Here is a 17889-nt window from a genome sequence, read left to right on the forward strand (position 1 = left end):
ATGAGCATCGATCAGCCGGAAGAAGCAGCAAGTCCAGCGGCCGCGCCAACCCGTGAGGAGGTTGGAGGAGGCGACGCAGACGGCGAAAGAAGGAAGTCCACTGCCCGAGTCGTTGCCGAGTGGACGGTGGTTTTGGCCGGGGCCCTCGCGCTGGCCCTGGTGCTGCGTGCGGTGCTGTTCCAGGCCTACTACATCCGGTTCACTTCCATGGAGCCCACCCTGAACAACGGGGACCGGGTTCTGGTGAACAAGCTGGGCTACGACGTCCACGACGCCAACCGCGGTGATCTCGTGGTATTCGAGAGGCCTCCGGGGGTCAGCGGTCGACAGGAGGACGACCTCATCAAGAGGGTTATCGCCCTGCCGGGTGAAGTGATCAAGTTTGTGGAGGGGGATGTGTATATCGATGGCCGGCGGCTCCACGAGCCTTATCTGGAGTCATCTGGCATCACGACCGGCAGGATGCCCTCCGAGTGCGAGGCCTTCCAGGACGGAGGATGTTTGATCGGGGCGGGGGAGGTGTTCGTCATGGGCGACAACCGGGCCAACTCCACCGACAGCCGGGCGTTCGGCCCCATCTCCGGAGACCTGATCGTGGGACACGCCTTCCTGCGGCTGTGGCCGGTCACGGATTTCGGCCGGCTCTAACTCTTCTCATCAGTTGCGATGGTCGTGGCCATGGCCGTGGTCGTCGAACACGTGGGTCACGTCGCCAGAGGGATCGCTGTGGCTTCTGTGGCGCAAGCCGTGTTCTTCATCGCCGCGAGCCAGCCGAAACGCGAAGGCCTCCTGGAGGTTCTTGTTGGTGAGAACCTCGGCGGGGGCCCCTACCGCCACCATCCGGTTCGCCAGGAGGAGAACCTGATCGCAGAGCTCGGCCTCGTCCATGTGGTGGGTGGAGATGACCACGATCCGGCCCCGCCTGCGCTCCTCATCGATGATGCGAACGATCGCCTCCTGGCTGGGCATGTCCAAGCCGGTTATGGGCTCATCCATCAAGAGCACATCGGCATCGTGGGCCAGGGCCTGGGCAACCATCACCCGCTGGCGTTGCCCGCCCGATAGCTCTCCGAACTGGCGCTTGCGCAGGTCGAGCACCTCCATGCGCTCGGCCGCGTCCTCGATAACGGTCCGGTCCGCCGACCCGAATCGCTTCACCAAACCCCGATCGCGGAAGCGCGACATGCGCAGCACGTCGGAAACAGTCAGCGGCATCCATGCCCGCAGACCGTGCTGCTGGGGCACCAGTGCCATCGACTTCTTGGAGGGGTCCGGGCTTATCGTCCCTTCTGAAGGCCTGACAAGGCCGGCGATCAATCGCAGCAAGGTAGTCTTGCCAGAGCCATTGGCCCCAACCAGGGCTGTCGAGGTGGCGTGCTCCATTCGACAAGTGATCCCCTGAAGAGCGACATGGCCGTTGTTGTACTCCGCCGCAACGCCGACAAATTCCACGGGAGTTCTGTCCTGAGCAGCTGAAACCCCTTGAATTGCGGCTGGATCAGTCATTGCCCGTCAGGGTACCAGTGCGCTAGGGCGTCACCCATGCGGTCGACATGGTCGCTGTAGACCGCGTCGATGCCCATGTCCAGCAGCTCGTTGAGCACCCGGGGCTGCTGGGCGTCCCAGCCGAAGCACAACACTCCGAAACGATGGAACAAGGTGACCAGGCCACCGGTCCAGTCGGTCTGATGGAGGTTCACCGAGTCGATCCCGGCTTCGGCCAGCACCGCAGCTCGCCGTTCCGGCCCACCGTCCATGCGGCTCAGCCGGGTGGAGTTGCACAGGCGCACGTCGGGCCATCGTCTCCGCAGACCAACCAGAGTGTCGACATCGGGGTGGCACAGCCACGTACGTGCCCGAAGAGCCTCGCCGGTGTGGGCGGCGGCCGCGTCCACACTGTCGACTACCGCGGACGCCGCGGCGGCGTCTTTCAGATCGAGCGACAACTCGAAGTCGGTACCGCACTCGTTGAACAGCTCGGTCAGGGTGGGAATGTGGTCGGGCAGTTCGTCGCGGCGGCAGTCGGGAATAGGGCGCTTTTTCCGCCAGCGGGATGAGCGAACCAGGCCGTCATGGTCGAGCACCGCCCGGCCGTCGGCGGTCACCCAGACATCGCTCTCCAGGCCGGCGGCCCCCATCTCCAGCGCAAGCGAGAAGGCAGCCAGTGTGTTTTCCCGTTCGTGGGCCCGAGCGCCCCGATGGGCGAATCCCAGAGGCGGGATTCGAAGCGGGGAGATCCGGGTAGGCACCCCTTCATCATTGGTTGCTGCCCCCGGCCCGGACAACCTCAGAAAGCAGGTGGAGCGGTAGCCTCTGGGGGTGGGCAACCTCGGATGGGCTGAAATCGCGGTGATCGTGGTGGTGGCCCTTGTGGTATTGGGACCTGACAAATTGCCCGGAGCAGCCCGCCAGATCGGCAACGTCATCCGACAAGTGCGCAAAATCTCCACGGGGTTCCAGCAGGAATTGCAGAATGCCCTCGACGAGCCCATTGAGGAGGAGGCGCGTCGGCGAGGTCAAATTGCCGTCGAAGAGGGCAAAGAGGCCGGCGGCCAGCCGAGCGAGCCGGCGACACAAGCAGGCGATCAGGATGGCGGGCACGCCGGCCAACAGGCCTCTGATCAACCACGAAGCAGCCCGTGAGCGACCCGGAGAAGGGCCGCGCCCGCTCACACGACGGGACCATGCCCTTGATGGAGCACTTGGTGGAGCTGCGCTCGCGGCTCATCAAGTGCGTCTTGGCGGTAGTGGTCGGGGCGGTGGCCTGCTGGGTGCTCTATCCCCAGATCTTGGACTTTATGGTCCAGCCCTATTGCGAGATTGCTCCCGAACAGGCGGTGGCTGAGGAGGCCGCCCGACAGAACCTCTTCGGCGGGTGCGAGCTCTTGGTGCTCGATCCGCTGGAGCCCTTCTCAGTGCGGCTGACCGTCGCGGGCTATGGCGGGTTGACCCTGGCAATACCGGTGGTGCTCTGGCAAGTGTGGAGGTTTGTGCAGCCCGGCCTCTATCCCCGTGAGCGCCGCCACGCGGCCGCCTTCACCGTGATCGGCGCCCTCTTGTTCGCCCTGGGTGCTGGCTTGGCCTACTGGAGCATTCCCCGAGCGCTCAAGTTCTTGGCCGCCATCGGAGGCGAAGACCTGGTTACCGGCTTCTCGCCCGCCAAGTACCTGTCGTTCGTGATCAAGATGATGGCCGCGTTCGGGATCGGCTTCGAGTTCCCCATTCTGCTGGTGTTCTTGCAGTTCGCGGGGATCATCCACTACCGACAGCTCATACGGTGGCGGCGGTTCGCCATTGTCGGCATCGTGGCCCTCGTGGCGGTGATAACCCCCAGCGGAGACCCGTTCACCCTGATGGTGCTGTCGGTGCCCATGTACTTGTTCTACGAGGCGGCTATCGGCATCGGCTGGCTGCGCGACCGCCGTGACCGCCGCGAGACGGCCGATGAGGCCGCCGAGGATGCCCTCGAGGCGTCACCAGCCGCCCCGACGGGCGAAGACTGAGCGACGTGGCCGTCAGGCGGGGAGAGGCCTGGGGCGAGACCGGTGGCCTAGGGCCCGACGGTGTGCTGGTTGACAGCGATGCCGAGGCCCGGATGCTGATTGAGGAGGCCCGCCGAACCAACCGCCAACTGCCCGAGCTCGGGCTGCTGGGAGGCGATCTGTGCCGGACGCTTGGAGGCCGGGGTGATGCCGGTGCCATTCGCTCGCCGGAGGCGTGGCGGTTCCAGGTGGATCTGGGAGCGGTATTGCTGGACGGCCGTCTGTTCTGGTTCTGCGCCCATCTTGTGGCCCGGAGGAAGGGGTGGGCCGGCGAGGCCCTCGTAGCCATGAACGCGGCCTGGCGGGGAACCTGGAATCTGGGTCCCAAGGCCCATCCGGGCGATGGACTGCTGGACATCTCCCACGGGCGGTTGTCGATGGGAGATCGGCTGCGGGCCCGGCGACGGGTCGGCACTGGGGATCACTTGCCCCACCCGCAAATTCGCTACCACCGCACCGGCGCGTTCCAAGCGGAGTTCGAGGAGCCGCTGATGGTGGAGTTGGACGGGCAGCCGGTTCAGCGAGCCTCCAAATTGTCGATCCGGGTCGAGCCCGCCGCGCTCACGGTGGTGGTGTGATGGGCGGGCTGGCAGATACGCAATGGGGGCCGGAAAGACCACTAGCATTCGCCCCGTGACACCCGATGTGGCCAAGCAGCAGATGGCCTCGGAGGTCGACGCCCGGGCAGCCCGTCTGCTCAGCGTCTCCCACCGGATCCATGAGACCCCCGAACTCTGCTTTGAGGAGCACGTCGCGCACGACCTGCTCTGCTCCGTCTTGGAGGAAGAAGGCCTTGAGGTGGAGCGGTCGGCCTACAACCTGGACACGGCCTTTGTGGCCAGAGCCGGCCGAGGTGGACCCCATATTGCGGTCATTTGCGAATACGACGCTCTGCCCGAGATTGGGCACGCCTGCGGCCACAACATAATCGCCGCCGCAGGGCTGGGCGCCGGGTTGGCCGCGGCAGCTATGGCCGACAAGCTCGGTGGACAGGTCAGCATTATCGGCACCCCTGCGGAGGAGGGCGGCGGAGGCAAGTGCTACATGCTGGAGCGTGGTGCTTTCGACGGCATCAGCGCGGCCATGATGGTTCATCCCGCCAACCACGAGCTCACCTCGATGAGCACCATTGCGGTGGAGCAATTGGAGGTGACCTACACCGGCCAGTCAGCCCACGCGTCCGCCTCGCCCCACAAGGGCCGCAACGCCCTCGACGGAGCGGTCTTGGGCTACATGAACGTGGCTGCGCTCCGCCAGCACATTCGGCCCGATGAGCGCATCCATGGCATTTTCACCCGGGCGGGGGACAAGCCGAACATCGTTCCCCACGAGGCGGCTGCGGAGTGGTACGTGCGATCCCCCAAGCTCGACAGCCTCACGGAGCTGCGGGAAAGAGTTGTGTCTTGTCTTGAGGCCGGTGCCGCCGCTGCCGGAGTCGAAATCGAATGTCAGTGCAAAGCGCCGATCTATGCCGACATGATCGACAGCCAAGTCATGCTGGAGTTCTACACGAGGAATGCAGCTGCCACTGGGAGAGCGGCAAGCGAGCCCCGATCGTCGTACGCAGTGGTGGGCAGCACCGACATGGGAAACGTCAGCCACGCGGTGCCATCGATCCATCCCATGATCAAAGTGGCTCCCGACAATGTGGCCATCCATTCCCCGGAGTTCGCCGACTATGCGAAATCGCAGAGTGGCGACCAGGCCGTGCTCGACGGGGCGAAGATGATGGCCATGACGGTGGCTGACCTTTGGCTTGACCCCGACGCCTTGGATCGGGCCTCTGAAGAACTGGCCGTCGACCGGCAATGAGCCAGTACGTTGCCGAACAGTTCACAGCCGACGAAGAGGACGTCCTCCGCCGGTACTTCACCAACCTGGACCAACCAGTATTTGCCCTGGTAAATCTGCCTGAGGTGGTCAAGGGCGCGCTGTTCGCCCGTTACAGCCGATCGGCCAAATCGCTGAGGCGACTCTTCTTGGACGAATTCGTCGGAGAGCTGGACATCAGCGGGGACGTGACCATTGACGCCACCGTGGGATTGCGCCGGGCAGAGGAGCTGTACGACCGGGTCTTCTTCGAGTATGGCGACGATTCGGTGGCCCAGCTGGGCGGTGTCCACTTGGCCTGCGAGCAGGCCTCCAACATCTTGACCAAGGTGCTGGAGTGGGGTCGGCTGATGTCGTACCTGGAGCAGTCCACTCGATACATCGACTATCTGGCCAGGATCGGGGGCCGCTATCGCTATTACCGGGATCCCCAAGTCGGAGATTCACCCCTTTCGGGCCGTTATGTGAGCGACATGGACCGGATGTTCGAGTCCTACGGCTATCTGCTGCCGGCCATGACCGACTTCTACCGCCAACACACTCTGAGGGACTCGGAATCCTCTGACTTCGCCTACCGACAGGCCATTCAGGCCAAGGCGCTGGACTCTGTTCGGGGGGTGCTGCCCGCCGCCACTGTGTCCAACGTGGGCATCTACGGCACCGGCCAGTCGTATGAGCTCCTGCTGTTGCGGATGCGGGCTCACGAACTGCCCGAGGTCCAGGCCTATGCCGAATTGATGCTGACCGAGCTCCGCAAGGTGATCCCCTCCTTCTTGAAGCGGGTGGACTTGGAGGATCGGGGGATGGAGTGGAGCCGGTATATGGGCGATGTCCAAGAGTCGATGGAGAGCGTGGCCGACTACTTGGTGCCCGCCGACCTGCCGGCTGACGAGGCTCCCACCGTTCGGCTGGTGGATTTCGACCCGAAGGCCGAGCTCAAGATGGTGGCCTCCATGCTGTACCCCTATACCCACCTGCCGGAGGAGCAGCTGGAGCGGGAGGTTGGCGCGATGGGCGCCGAAGACCGGCTGTCGGTGGTACGGGCCTATGTGGGCAACAGGAACAACCGCCGACACAAGCCGGGGCGTGCCTTGGAGCGACCGTATTACCGGTTCGACGTCTTGGCCGACTACGGCGCCTTTCGGGATCTCCAGCGCCATCGGATGCTGACACTGGAGTGGCAGAAACTCAGTCCTCGACACGGCTATACCCTCCCGGAGTCGGTGGATGCCGCGGGCTGTGCACCGGTCTTCGACGAGGTCATGGAGAGGTCGGCCGCGCTGTACGACCTGCTGAACCGGGATTTTCCCGAGCAGGCGTCCTACGCAGTCAGCTTCGCCTACAAGGTGCGCTTCGTCATGAGCATCAACGCGCGGGCAGCCATGCACCTGATTGAATTGCGCACCACTCCCCAGGGCCACTCGGTGTACCGGGGGATCGGGCAGGAGATGTGGCGGCTTATCCGCGATGAGGCAGGGCATGGGGCGGTGGCGGAGATGATGAGGTTCGTGGACCTCAGCGAAGAACTGCCGCTGGGGCGCTTAGACGCCGAGCGCCGAGCCGAAGAACGGCGCCAGGTTCGAGAGCAGGCGTGAGCTCGAGAAGCGCAATAGGAAGATTGAACCAGTAAGTCCGCACATGGTGGGGGTAAGGGTGTCTATGATCCGCGCTGATCGGTTTGCCAGAGGAGGTAGCAGGGGAGCATGACAGACCCTGACGAACGCGACGAGATGCCGGACGAAGAGTTCGACGAGAGCGACATCGAGGATCTCGGTGAAGATCTCAGCGAAGACCTGGATGGTGAGTTCGACGACGTGCTTGCCGATGACGAACTCGACGGAGAGCTCGAAGAGGAAGCCGAGGAAGAAGAAGAGAGCGGCAAGAACGGGCCGGTTCGCAATGCAACCATGTCCGAAGACGAGGACGGCGACGGGGAGGACATCGACCCCGACAATGTGGAGGCCGATCTCGACACCATTCTGAAGGATCGCTTAGCTGCCGGTGACGATGAGGATGAGGACGAGGAGACTCCCGACCCGTCGCCGGAAGCCTCAGGCCAAGTCGCTCCCAAACGTGACAATGAGTGGACCTGCGAGGGGTGCTTCCTGATCGTCAGCTCCAGTCAATTCGGATCCCGTGAAAACCCCCGATGCCCATCCGGGGAAGAGCCCTGCCCGTCGTTGGCCCGGCTGTGAGCTCAACCGATCGCGCTGAGCCCGCCCGGGAAGCCCTAGACCGGGTGCTTGACGCGGTCCTTTACGCCCCGGTGGGGCTGCTGCTCTCGGTGGACGCGCCCCCTTCAGAGTTGGCCTCCCGAGGTCGCCGCCATGTCGAGGCGGCCCGGCTGCTCGGTCGCATGGCCTTGGGCCACTCCTCGGCCCAGCCGGCGTCCAGCGACGACTCTGCTGATCCGAAGCCAGGTTGAGCGATGGCAAAGCAGGGCGCAGCCCGACCAGTCGACCGGGGAGAAATCGGCACCGTCGCTGATTTGGCCCGCGAGGCCCGTCGAGAGGCCCTGAACTACCGGGGAGGAGAGCGCTGGATGGCCACCGATGCTGCTCCCGAACCACTGGAGGACTACCTCACCCAGCTGTTGGCTGACCCAGCGACCTTCTTGGTGGCCGGTATCTGGGAGGGAGAAGTGGTGGGCTACGGATGGGCTCGCCGGCTCGACCGCCTTGATGGATCGCCTATTGCCCGGATCGAAGAACTGTTCGTCACCCCCGATGCTCGGTCAGTCGGCGTGGGGGAGTCGCTCTTCAATGCTCTGAAGCAGTGGGCCCGGGAACAACAGCTGGTGGCGATTGACGCCTTCGTGCTGCCGGGTCACCGCGAGGCCAAGAATTTCTTCGAGACATTCAAGATGACGGCCCACGCGTTGATCGTGCATACCCGCCTCGAACCAGACCAAGAGGCATGATCGACGGCCCGGAGCTGTGCGTGGGTGCCGTAGCGGTGCGCGACGACGCCATTTTGCTCATCCGTCGAGGCACTCCGCCGGGTCAAGGGCTCTGGTCGGTGCCCGGGGGCCGGGTCCAGCGAGGTGAGACCCTGGCCGAAGCGGCCCGCCGAGAGATGTGGGAAGAAACCGGGCTGGAAGGGGAGGTGGGCGAGGCCGTGGGCTGGATCGAGCTCATCGGCCGCCGCCGTCACTACGTGGTGGTGGACTTCTGGGTCACGGTGGCATCCGATGCGGCGCCAACGGCTGGCACCGATGCCTCTGACGCCGCATGGGTCGCCCTCGAAGAGCTAGAGGAATGGGACTTGGTGGACGGCCTGCTCCAGTTCTTGGCCGATCACCGGGTGATTCCTAGTTCGCCGCCCGAGTAGCGGTCGAGGCACCTGCGCTCCGACGGCCGCGCCTTGGAGGCGGGGTGGGCTCCACGCCGAACAGGGCGGCAATGTGGGGTACCCGCTCAGACAGTTTCGTGACTTCGGCAAGGAGTTCCTTGTCGGGGTTCTCGGGAATTCCCTGGGGTTGCACGGTCCGGCGCACCGGCGAGAATGCCACTGCGCCAAGCACGGTGGTCCAGCGCTTCGACGGGGTATCGCTGGTCAGCGCCGCGCTGGCGGCCTCGGTCAGCCGGGTCACCATGTCCTGGGGGAGGGGCACTCCGGCCTTTGGGGGCCGGGCGCTGAGCCGCAGCGCCCGGACCATTCGACCATCGGCCAGCGTCGACGCCACCTCAGCCAGCCACTCGGCGTGTTCCCGGTCGACGCGTTGGGTGAGCTTGGTGCGCAGTTCTTCGGCCAGTGCTTTGGCATCATCGTCGGACGCCCCGGATTCCGCAGCCACGACCACTGATCGGAGATCGCGCAGGTCGATCTCATCGATATCGGCTAGGGCCGCATCAACCCGGTCCCGCCATTCCGCAGCCCGCACTCGGGGAAGTAGCTTGCCGGCAACGGTCAAGAAGTCGTCGGCAGGCTCCGGCTGGGTTGGCTCTGCTGGGGTCGCTTCTGGCTTGGCAGCCTCTTGGGCGGTTTCAGCGGCAGGTTCGGCTTCGACGGCCTTTTGGGCGGTTTCAGCGGCAGGTTCGGTCTCAGGGGCCTCTTCATCAGCTTGGCCAGATTCCTCGGCTTGGGCAGCCTTTTCTGCGGCCTCCTTCTCGGCTGCTTCCCTCTTGGCCTTGGCGGCGTCGCGGGCCTTCTTCCGATGGTCGCGCAGTGCTTGTTCCACTGAGGTGGTGCCGTCGCGCATCATCTTCTCAGCCACCGGCTTCTGGTCCTCGGGCAAGCCCTCTATCAATGCCTGGCGGTGAGTTCGGCTCGGGCGCAGTCGTTTCGCCTTGGGGCGATCGTCTTCCCGGCGGGATTCCTGGCGATCACGGTCTCTTCGGTCGCCTCGGTTTCGACGGTCTTGTCTGTCTCTTCGGTCGCCTCGGTCCCGGTTCTTGCGGTTGGACACCAATTGGGTTGTGACCAGAGGCTGATCCCGACCAGATCCCAGAACCTCCAGCGTCTCCGGCATGGATCGCTTCTTCTTGGGCTCGAACGCCTCGATGATCTCGATGCCGTCCATGTGGAACTCTGCCTCGACGGTGAGCTCGTCACCCACGCTGGCAGCGAACGTGATCAGATCTCCGGCTAGTTCGCCCTTGGGCTCGCGTGCCCCCGCAGCCCTCCAAGTCCATGAGCCATCGGGCCGCTGGCTGGTCAACTCTATTTCTATCCTCCGAGACACCGGCGGTCACGCTACCGCATCTGCACTCGCGTGCAGAACTGCTGTTGATGATCGTGGCGGAACCTCAGCATGGTCTCAGCACGGCGGCCGCGGGGACGTTGAAGCCCCCAAGGTCAAGGACGACCATGCCGGTGGCTGGAGTGAGACCAGTGAACACCCGAGGATTCCAGGGGACGCGAGCTCGCACCTGAAGAACGGACTCTCCTCCGGCCTGGCGGACGCAACCGGAGAGGATGGTGCCGTCAAGGCGAGTGGCGTTGACATCGCCGGAATCGCACCCCAGAGAGCTACAGCCTTCGATGAACGCGGCTGCGGCCCGCTCGGCCCTGGCCGCAGCCAGATTTCGGCCAGTGATCAAGTCGGCATGGTCGGCCAGCGATCCGGCGGCCACCGCCACAGCCAGACCCAGCGACAACAGCACGACCGGGGTGTGCATCGCTCTACCGCACCGATTCCACGCTGGCGACCAGAACCCGGGTGGTGGTGAGCAAACTGCCCAGCGAGACCGGGCAGCTGACCACCGCAGCCACGGAAGGGGGCACGCCGGGATTCCAGGGAGGAGTTGGCTGGGAAACCAAGCTGACGTTGAACGCGGCATCGGTTTGATCGCAGACCCCGGCGGTGGCGGCCAGCCCGGATTGCTCCACAGTGTCGGCCACCTCTTCCCACCGAGTCCGGGTCGATGGCTCGATGCCCACAGCGGGGGAGTGGGCCAGCGTGTCGGCTGCATGCGCGGCCGCGGTTTCGGCAAAGGTCGACGTTCGATGCCGGGCCGTTCCCAGCGTCCCAGCGGCGTCGAGCAGGATGACGCCGAGCACCAGCGCGGGCAGGATCAGCAGGAACGAGATGGCATCGCTCATGGGTCTGCCCTCAACACGATCCAGGGACGCTGAGGGTAGCGGCGCGAACTGCTGAGCGGCAGGCAGTTGCAGTGGTGTGCAGTGAAGACACCCTGGTGTCCAGCGGCGCGGCGGTGACCGCGGCGATCAGGTTGCAGGCGTCGGCGAACACCTCAACCGCCACCGGCTGTACCGCGAGGTGGTTCACTTGGCTCCAGGCCGCTCGGGTGGCAGCGGTGAACGCCTCGGGTGGGGGAGTGGCTTGGCACTGCCATCCTGCGGCGGTCGCAGCCTGGGCCGCAGCGCTGGCCGCCGACTGGGCGGCGGCATCGGCCGACAGCCGGGTGATGTGGCTCACGTACAAACCGGTAATGGTGGCCAGCAGCAGCATCAGCAGCACCGAGGTGCGCATGACGACCAGGGAGGAGGTCATGGGTGGCTATGAGCAAGTGTCATCATTGGTATCCCACGTTCCACCTACTGCTTCGCACAGCCTCTGGCTCGTGATCCGAGTGTTGTCGATGTTGTCCCCGGTTTCTGGGGCATTTGTACTGAGTTGGGCGTAGACGATGAAGGCCACGATGGCAGCGGCGGCGATGCCGACCACGATAAGGATCATTTGGACGATGGCTGACTGCATTTGGTTTCTCCAGGGGTTAGCGGACCACGGCGAGCTTCAGAGCACGAAGATCACGGCGGCCATGACGACGAGACCAGCGATAGCGGCCACCAGGGTGACCGTGGTTCCGATGGCCCGGCTGAGCTGGTCGATCGCCAGGCGCCGCTCGGACTCCAGAGTCCGAACCGATCGGGACAAGGACTTGTCCAGCAAATCCGAAGAAGCCGCTCCAGCCCGCTCAGCGGCCACCACTGAGGCCAGCAGCGGCTCGGCAGGGGAGTCAGCGATAGCCGATGCGACCGCGGGCAGCGGATCGCGCCCCGCCTCCAAGGCGGTGCCGATGGCTCCTTGGGCCACGGCAAAAGCCCGGCCCGACACCGTGAGCGCGGCGTTGACCGCGGCGGCGTTGATGGGCTGGCCCGCCGAGGTCAACAGCCGCAGCTTGCGCATCCACTCAAGCATCTTGAGATCCCGCTCCCGGCGGTAGGCCGCGGCAGCAAGTGCCCGGATGGCTCCAGGAACCAACCGTGGCAGCCAGGTACCGGCCACCACCGCCAATGCCAACCCTCTATCCCAACCGGCCACCGATAGACCGGCCAGCCAACCAGCCCCCACACCAGCCGCAGACACAGTCCAGCCAGTCATCGAGATGTGGTTGGGGGGCCAGCCCATGGCCGCGGCTTGCACCGCGGTCTGGTGAGTGGCTTTCGGCGGGGCCAGCAACAGCACGGCCACAGCGGCTGCTCCCGACAAACCCGCGGCCCAGATCATCGGCTGGCCCTCCAGGCCGGCGCCAGCACCCGGGCGCAGAGCGCGGCGGTCAGCACAGCCAATAGCAGTAGGAACTGCTGGCCCACTGGGGAGGTCAGCCATCCGCCTACGTCTTTGGCGGCAAACCCGGTGATGGCCAGCATGCCCACGGCCATCACGACGGTGGCAGCGATCTGGGGCATAAGGGCGGCCACATAGCGGTGGAAGTGGCGCGCGGTTTCGACTGCTTCTGTGGCCTCGTCGGCCAATACCCCGGCCAAACCCACCCATTGGGAGCCGCCCCGGAAGGCTTCAGCCAGCACAGTGGCCAGCATCTCAGCAATAGGACGTTGGACGGTGGTGGCAAAGCGGTTGGCGGCCTCCACCAGGCCGCCGGTCTCGCACTCGGCTGCCATCTGTTGAGCGGCTGTCCCCACCCGACCGGGAATTAGCGGTGCTGCCTGGCGGATGGCCTCTACCACGGTGGGGGCCACCAGCGCCTGATTGGCCAAGCTGTTGGTGAGTTGGGCCAGCTCATCGGACTCTCGCAGGCTGCGGCGCGACCGGAACTGCACGGCCACCGACCAAACGCACACCCCGACAAGCACCAGGCCGGCTGCTCCGGTTACCGCCCCGAACAGCACCACGCCCGCCGCAAAGCCAAGGGTCATCACCAACACGGCCACCACCGGCCCGACCCGAACGGAGCGTCGCTGGGCCAAGATCACACTGCCCATCAGCAGCGACGCTGGGCTTCCCGCTGCCGTCGGCCACCAGACGATGGCCATGAGCGCGGCTCCGCCAGCCAGAACGACGATGGCCGGGCCGGTCATTGGGCCCCTGCCGGGAAAGCTCCCGCGGGCAGGTGCGACTCCGTCTGATATCTGGGGCTCGCGGCAGGCCGATTGCCGGCCGATTCCAGATTGATGCCAACCGATTGGTAGAGCCGCTCGACTTGGCCATGGGGCCGGCCTACCGGAACAGCCCACCGCTGGCCGGGGCGGAGGGTCCACAGGCAGCGGGTGTCGACGGTGTCCTCGCGGTCGTCGTAGCTGACGATCTGAGAGACATCGGAGATCACCCGTTCACCCAGCTCATTGCGACCCATCCAAACCAGCAGGTGAACCGCGATGGCGATCTGCTGGCGGGCGAACCGGGGGTCGGCGCCCTCGCTGCACGCGTAGGACAGCAGTTTGGCCAGCACTCCGGGGCCGGGCTGGCTGTGCAGGGTGACGAGGCAGCCGTTAAGCCCGCTGCTCATGGCGTCGAGCAGGGCAAGAGTGCCCTCGCCTCTGGTCTCGCCGATCACCAGCTTGGAAGAGTTGGCCCGCTTGGCGTCGCGGATGTGGTCGCTCATGGCCAGCTTTCCCACGCCATCGTTGTTGGCATCCCGAGTGAGACGCTCATAGCTGTTGGCGTGGATGCCGTATTGGGCCAGCCTGAGCTCGGGGGTGTCCTCGATCGTGTCGATCCTCTCGGAACCGTCGACGGTGGCCAAAAGAGCCTGGCACAGCGTGGTCTTGCCCCCGCCCATGGCGGCCGCGATCACTGTGTTGGCCCTGGACACTCCGGACACCGCTCCGATCAAGATCTTCTGAAGCGCCGGTGCCGCGACATTCAGATCGCTCAAGGCGGCCTTCCCGGCCATATTCGATCGCAGCACCATGGTGGGGGGATGGCACATGAACGCCTCGGCGTGGAGCCGCCACCGGTCGCCCAGCCGGATATCCAGGCGGCTGTCCAGCACGTCGAAGCGCTGAGGCTGTCCGCCGGAGAAGCTGGCCAGGTGACGGGCCGTCTCGATCAACTCATCGTTGGACGAGAATGGCGAATTCCGACGTTCCCGCTGACCCTCGGCGCGGTGGACGATCATGTATTCGCCGCCTCTAATCTGAAACTCTTCGACTCCGGTCTCCTCCAGCAGATCAGCTAGTCGGGTTTGAGCCGCCTGAGAGGCCGACCACAGATGGGTTTCGCGGTCCAGCGGGTCAAGCCGCCGGGGCGCAACCGCAGCCCACGCCAATCGGCGACCGAACCGGTGCAGTCGCCGTTGGTCGCGGCGGGTGGGTTCGGGGGAGATCCACAGGCTCACGACTCGTTGCCGGCGATACCTGTCGAGGTCGGGCTGGTCGTCGGAGACCACCACTGACACGATGGGCGTGGCACGGCGCGATCCGGTGTCCAGCCGAAGCAGAGAACGCACATCGGTGCTGTCGGCGGTGGTGATCCAGAGCACCGCAGCAGCCGAGGCGACCGCCGACTCAAGGCGGAGTTCAGGTTCGTCGTTCCGCATGCACAACACCGTGGGGTGGCCGGCTGACGATGCCTGGTCGACCTCAACGGGAGAAGTAGCAAGAACGACGCCAGGGGCAGCGGCGGCCAGGCCTTCGAGCACTCCGTCCATCACCCGCTCTACTGCCTCAGCGCGAAGCCACCGGTCTCCTACGGCCAAGAGCATCAGCGAACGTCCTCCCGTTCACAGTGGGGCCAACTCCCGGGAGGTGACTCCCAGATCCACCACTGCTTGTCGGACAAGACCGCGGCCAGTTCGGGGTCAGCCTCCACCGTCACGCGAGCGGCCGCGCCGTCATCGGCAATCCCCACCAGCGTCACCAGGGCCGCAGCACAACCGCCAGGGGAGGGGGAGAACACCGCGCGGCTTCCAGGGGTTGGACCGGGATCAGGCCACAAATCGGCACTCACTGTGAACCGCATCAGAGCTGTGGTTCGGGTGTCGTCTCTGTCTCGATAAGGACGCAACATCTTGGCCGAGACCAGGGTCCCCTCGGGCACGTCTACAGCCGCCACAGTGTCCGCCAACTCTGAGGGGTGGAGAAAAAGCACTGCCATGTCAGCGGGCATGCTGACCGTGGCGTGATTCCCGGGGGGATGCCCCGCGGGCCACCGCTCCCCGGCGATGACCACTGGCGCCTCCGCGACGGCATCGTCGCCGCGGGACAAGGCGATGATGGCCACGGCAGTGGCGGCGAGGACAATGACGGCGGCGAGCAGGCGCCACCTGAAACTCACCGGCCAGGAGGTCGGCGACCACTGCTTGCCGCGGAGGTCGGCTACCACAGGCTCGCCTGTTCGCCCAGGTACCCGGCCGGCTCACGGAACCAGGACAGATCAGATGCCAGAGTCGCAGTGTGCTGGTCGCCTTGCTCAGAGGAGTATCGGACCTGGATCCACCATCGCCAGAAACCACGGCGGGAGATTTCCCATCGGCATCTCCCATGGCTGTCTTCCCACTCGGAAGAGAGTAAGAGCACCTTGCTGGCGGGCATGGTCCACGGGGGGAGATCGGCCGGCGAGCACCAGACGATTGAGGGGTCGTTGCGGGGAAAGGCCGCTTGGAACCACTCTTGGCGCTCCGGGCCGAGCCGGTCCCACAGGTCCGCTGCCTGGCGGGCCTCATCCGCAGCAGCGACATTTCCCGGCGATCGGAGCTTGGCCAGGTCGGAGGCTTCGTAGGGGAGGAGCTCTCGGAGCTTCACTCCGACGGCATTGGCTGTCCAAAGACACCCGTCAACCGGGGCGTCCCACACATCGAGCGTGGTTTGCGGCTGCTGGGATATCCAATGGCGAGCCGGGTTGCCGGCGGTGGACGCCGCAGTCAGAAAGATCTGTCCGCCGGGAACCTCGGGATGCTGATGGCCGGTGAAGCCAGGGGGATAGGGAACGATCGATTCCCATCGCAGCCGGCTCAGCAATGCCTGGCGGGTGGCCTCGTCCCACACCGAGGTACACACTTTGGGCTCGGGGACCGGGTTGCTCTCCCACGGGCAGTTGCCGGCAATGCCGTCGGTCAGGCACGGAGGCAGGCAGCCGCCATCGGCGCAGGGATCCGATTTTTCATCTTCTCTGTCGCCGGGCTCGAAGAAGGGCTCTGGGGAAGAACCGGTATCGGACGGCTCTATAGCGGGGGTCGAGCCCTCTTCGGAGCACTCGGCGCCGGAGACGACGTACGTCCCGTCGGGACACGCCAGCAAGCAGATGCCGAATGCGCCGGGCACCAGCCCAGCCGGGCATTCGTGTTCGTGTTCAACTGCCTCCCTTCGCTGTCCCGACCATCGGTGGTTGATGTCCTGATGGCCGTTCCACTGCGTCCACGTGCCGGGCCCAGCGGGCTGTGGGGTGCTGCCGTGAGGTCCGTGGCCGCAGTTGCTCGAGTTCTGACACGAGCTGGTCGCGGCAGTGGAGGTCACATGAATCCCGCACGTCTCGATGATCTCGACAGAGCAGCCCGGGGACACGCTGGAGGTGTAGTGAGTCCAATAGTTGACATGTGTCCATGTCTCCGTGCAGCTCTCCACGCCAGAAGGACAGCTCCCGGTTCCGCTCACTGCGACCAACTCGGTTTGCTTGTGGGCGTAGGCAGGCTGGGTTGTGGGGGTTCCCAGCGCGAGCCCCACTGCGAGGAGGCTGACAACCACTGCGGTTCTGGTCCCCCTGGTTATGGCCAACGACGTCATGGGATCGCCTCGAAGGCGCGGTACTGGCAGCCGATCGCCAGATCGTTGGGCGGGCGGCTTTCCCGTCCGGTCTGCCGGGCCCACACATATCCCAGAAATGCGTGGTAGCAGTCATGAGGGCTGTCGGGGAGGCCGATCTCGACACGCTCCGCGGCGTGGGCCTGCACAACATCAATGGCGGGACCCCAGCAGGAGGGGAGCGGATGACCGGACTGCGTAGGGGTAGCCGGGTACTGCGGGGCGGGGTTGTCGGCCACGATCTCGGCACACCGTTGGTCCAGCCATCCAGGAGGGCGGGGTGCAGTTGGGTCGTAGCCGACCGACGGGCAGACCGACAACGGACGGGGTCGGGCATCTCCATGTAGAGAATGAGCTGTGACTGCGTCGGCCACGCAGCTCATGCCCGCCTTGGTCCACCAGTAACGGGCGAAGAGATCTGAGAGTCTCACCAGCCCGCCCAAGCAGGAGTACACGCCCCAAGCGGTAATTGCACCGTACACCGCAGCGGGGGCTTCGAGAGCTTGGTCAGCATGGCGGCGGGCACACTGCTGCACCCAGGAGCGTGTACCGGGGGTGTCCACGATGGCCCCGTCGCGGTGCTCCGGCAGCTCCCTCAGCGACGGGTGGGAGGCCGGCACCGCCAGCACGACCACGCGCCGTTGGCGATCCCACGTGTACACATCGTCGCCAAATTGATGAAACGGACTGTTTTGGGCCGCTTCGAGCAACTCCGTCTGGGGTGCCAAGGCACGGGGAACGACGCTGGGAACGACGCTGGCAATCGGGGTCGCCGTTGCCGCGGCGTTTGAATGGGCAGGGGCATTCGGACGTCCCTGCGGAGTCTCGGTCGGAACCACCACAGCCGCCAATGGGGTGGCCGCCGGGGTCGCAACGGCAGATGGAGGCGAACTGGCTGGCTCATGATCAGGGGCAAGCAGAATGACGTTCGCCTCGCTCACAAACCCGGTGGGAGTCGCCAGCTCGCCAGTTGTCGACCCTTTGTCAGCCGTGCCGCAGCCCGCGGTCAGCAGTGCGAGCAGAGTGGTGAGAACTTTGGCTTGCCAGGCCACGCCCATTCGGCCCTCCGTTCGACGCTTCTCGATGGGGGCCTGCGAGGCCGATAATCCTGGCACGAGCCAGTGAAGGCGAC

23 protein-coding genes are annotated in these 17889 nt (G+C 65.4%); 10 read left to right on the forward strand and 13 right to left on the reverse strand.

The window, feature by feature from the left end; genetic code table 11:
- The gene (gene lepB, locus ACOGI7_RS06260) at positions 1-648 is read left to right on the forward strand and encodes a signal peptidase I (RefSeq protein ID WP_419851054.1); all 648 of its coding nucleotides are present in this window, start codon (positions 1-3) and stop codon (positions 646-648) included.
- A gap of 9 nt (positions 649-657) precedes the next feature.
- Here lepB and ACOGI7_RS06265 read toward each other — a convergent pair whose 3' ends face one another.
- Both ACOGI7_RS06265 and ACOGI7_RS06270 read right to left on the reverse strand, forming a co-directional pair.
- A complete protein-coding gene (locus tag ACOGI7_RS06265; RefSeq protein WP_419851055.1) occupies positions 658-1506 on the reverse strand; it encodes a metal ABC transporter ATP-binding protein in 849 nt (282 codons plus the stop codon).
- Positions 1503-2249 carry a glycerophosphodiester phosphodiesterase gene (locus tag ACOGI7_RS06270; protein WP_419851056.1) on the reverse strand — a complete coding sequence of 249 codons (747 nt, stop codon included), beginning with the start codon at positions 2247-2249 and terminating at the stop codon, positions 1503-1505. Before ACOGI7_RS06270 ends, ACOGI7_RS06265 begins: the two co-directional genes overlap by 4 nt.
- 70 nt (positions 2250-2319) lie before the next feature.
- Between ACOGI7_RS06270 and tatB the strand changes: the two genes are divergently transcribed.
- From tatB to ACOGI7_RS06315, 9 genes are all read left to right on the forward strand, one after another.
- The gene (gene tatB / locus ACOGI7_RS06275) at positions 2320-2643 is read left to right on the forward strand and encodes a Sec-independent protein translocase protein TatB (RefSeq protein ID WP_419851057.1); all 324 of its coding nucleotides are present in this window, start codon (positions 2320-2322) and stop codon (positions 2641-2643) included.
- Positions 2640-3503: a twin-arginine translocase subunit TatC gene (gene tatC, locus ACOGI7_RS06280; protein ID WP_419851058.1), complete on the forward strand. Its 864-nt coding sequence runs from the start codon at positions 2640-2642 to the stop codon at positions 3501-3503. Before tatB ends, tatC begins: the two co-directional genes overlap by 4 nt.
- 5 nt (positions 3504-3508) lie before the next feature.
- Positions 3509-4120 (forward strand): hypothetical protein, encoded by a 612-nt coding sequence (locus ACOGI7_RS06285; RefSeq protein WP_419851059.1) that lies wholly within the window; start codon positions 3509-3511, stop codon positions 4118-4120.
- Between the two features lie 55 nt (positions 4121-4175).
- Positions 4176-5354 (forward strand): M20 family metallopeptidase, encoded by a 1179-nt coding sequence (locus tag ACOGI7_RS06290; protein ID WP_419851060.1) that lies wholly within the window; start codon positions 4176-4178, stop codon positions 5352-5354.
- Positions 5351-6967 (forward strand): FAD-dependent thymidylate synthase, encoded by a 1617-nt coding sequence (locus ACOGI7_RS06295; RefSeq protein ID WP_419851061.1) that lies wholly within the window; start codon positions 5351-5353, stop codon positions 6965-6967. The genes ACOGI7_RS06290 and ACOGI7_RS06295 overlap by 4 nt, the downstream gene beginning before the upstream one ends.
- A gap of 108 nt (positions 6968-7075) precedes the next feature.
- Positions 7076-7567 carry a hypothetical protein gene (locus tag ACOGI7_RS06300; RefSeq protein WP_419851062.1) on the forward strand — a complete coding sequence of 164 codons (492 nt, stop codon included), beginning with the start codon at positions 7076-7078 and terminating at the stop codon, positions 7565-7567.
- Positions 7564-7797 carry a hypothetical protein gene (locus ACOGI7_RS06305; RefSeq protein WP_419851063.1) on the forward strand — a complete coding sequence of 78 codons (234 nt, stop codon included), beginning with the start codon at positions 7564-7566 and terminating at the stop codon, positions 7795-7797. Before ACOGI7_RS06300 ends, ACOGI7_RS06305 begins: the two co-directional genes overlap by 4 nt.
- A gap of 3 nt (positions 7798-7800) precedes the next feature.
- Positions 7801-8292 (forward strand): GNAT family N-acetyltransferase, encoded by a 492-nt coding sequence (locus ACOGI7_RS06310; RefSeq protein WP_419851064.1) that lies wholly within the window; start codon positions 7801-7803, stop codon positions 8290-8292.
- Positions 8289-8702, forward strand: a complete 414-nt coding sequence (locus tag ACOGI7_RS06315) for an NUDIX hydrolase (RefSeq protein ID WP_419851065.1) — start codon at positions 8289-8291, stop codon at positions 8700-8702. Before ACOGI7_RS06310 ends, ACOGI7_RS06315 begins: the two co-directional genes overlap by 4 nt.
- Here the strand turns inward: ACOGI7_RS06315 and ACOGI7_RS06320 are convergent.
- The 11 genes from ACOGI7_RS06320 to ACOGI7_RS06370 all read right to left on the reverse strand — a co-directional run bounded on the left by ACOGI7_RS06320 (position 8683) and on the right by ACOGI7_RS06370 (position 17815).
- On the reverse strand, positions 8683-10056 hold the full coding sequence (locus ACOGI7_RS06320; RefSeq protein WP_419851066.1) for a hypothetical protein: 1374 nt from the start codon (positions 10054-10056) through the stop codon (positions 8683-8685). The two genes, ACOGI7_RS06315 and ACOGI7_RS06320, sit on opposite strands and share 20 nt — an antisense overlap.
- Before the next feature lie 64 nt (positions 10057-10120).
- A complete protein-coding gene (locus ACOGI7_RS06325) occupies positions 10121-10492 on the reverse strand; it encodes a hypothetical protein (RefSeq protein WP_419851067.1) in 372 nt (123 codons plus the stop codon).
- A gap of 4 nt (positions 10493-10496) precedes the next feature.
- Entirely contained in the window at positions 10497-10916 is a 420-nt protein-coding gene (locus ACOGI7_RS06330) for a hypothetical protein (protein ID WP_419851068.1), read from the reverse strand.
- A gap of 10 nt (positions 10917-10926) precedes the next feature.
- Entirely contained in the window at positions 10927-11328 is a 402-nt protein-coding gene (locus ACOGI7_RS06335; RefSeq protein ID WP_419851069.1) for a hypothetical protein, read from the reverse strand.
- 6 nt (positions 11329-11334) lie between these two features.
- Positions 11335-11514, reverse strand: a complete 180-nt coding sequence (locus tag ACOGI7_RS06340) for a hypothetical protein (protein ID WP_419851070.1) — start codon at positions 11512-11514, stop codon at positions 11335-11337.
- A 57-nt stretch (positions 11515-11571) separates the two neighbouring features.
- A complete protein-coding gene (locus ACOGI7_RS06345; RefSeq protein WP_419851071.1) occupies positions 11572-12285 on the reverse strand; it encodes a type II secretion system F family protein in 714 nt (237 codons plus the stop codon).
- Complete coding sequence (locus ACOGI7_RS06350; RefSeq protein WP_419851072.1) at positions 12282-13097, reverse strand: type II secretion system F family protein; 816 nt, start codon at positions 13095-13097, stop codon at positions 12282-12284. The genes ACOGI7_RS06345 and ACOGI7_RS06350 overlap by 4 nt, the downstream gene beginning before the upstream one ends.
- Positions 13094-14722: an ATPase, T2SS/T4P/T4SS family gene (locus tag ACOGI7_RS06355; RefSeq protein ID WP_419851073.1), complete on the reverse strand. Its 1629-nt coding sequence runs from the start codon at positions 14720-14722 to the stop codon at positions 13094-13096. The genes ACOGI7_RS06350 and ACOGI7_RS06355 overlap by 4 nt, the downstream gene beginning before the upstream one ends.
- Positions 14722-15342, reverse strand: a complete 621-nt coding sequence (locus ACOGI7_RS06360; protein ID WP_419851074.1) for a hypothetical protein — start codon at positions 15340-15342, stop codon at positions 14722-14724. The genes ACOGI7_RS06355 and ACOGI7_RS06360 overlap by 1 nt, the downstream gene beginning before the upstream one ends.
- The gene (locus ACOGI7_RS06365) at positions 15336-16739 is read right to left on the reverse strand and encodes a hypothetical protein (protein ID WP_419851075.1); all 1404 of its coding nucleotides are present in this window, start codon (positions 16737-16739) and stop codon (positions 15336-15338) included. The genes ACOGI7_RS06360 and ACOGI7_RS06365 overlap by 7 nt, the downstream gene beginning before the upstream one ends.
- Positions 16736-17815 (reverse strand): hypothetical protein, encoded by a 1080-nt coding sequence (locus tag ACOGI7_RS06370; RefSeq protein ID WP_419851076.1) that lies wholly within the window; start codon positions 17813-17815, stop codon positions 16736-16738. Before ACOGI7_RS06370 ends, ACOGI7_RS06365 begins: the two co-directional genes overlap by 4 nt.
- Positions 17816-17889: the final 74 nt, after the last annotated feature.

The organism is Candidatus Poriferisocius sp., from assembly GCF_965204145.1.
Taxonomy (GTDB): Bacteria; Actinomycetota; Acidimicrobiia; order Acidimicrobiales; family Bin134; genus Poriferisocius.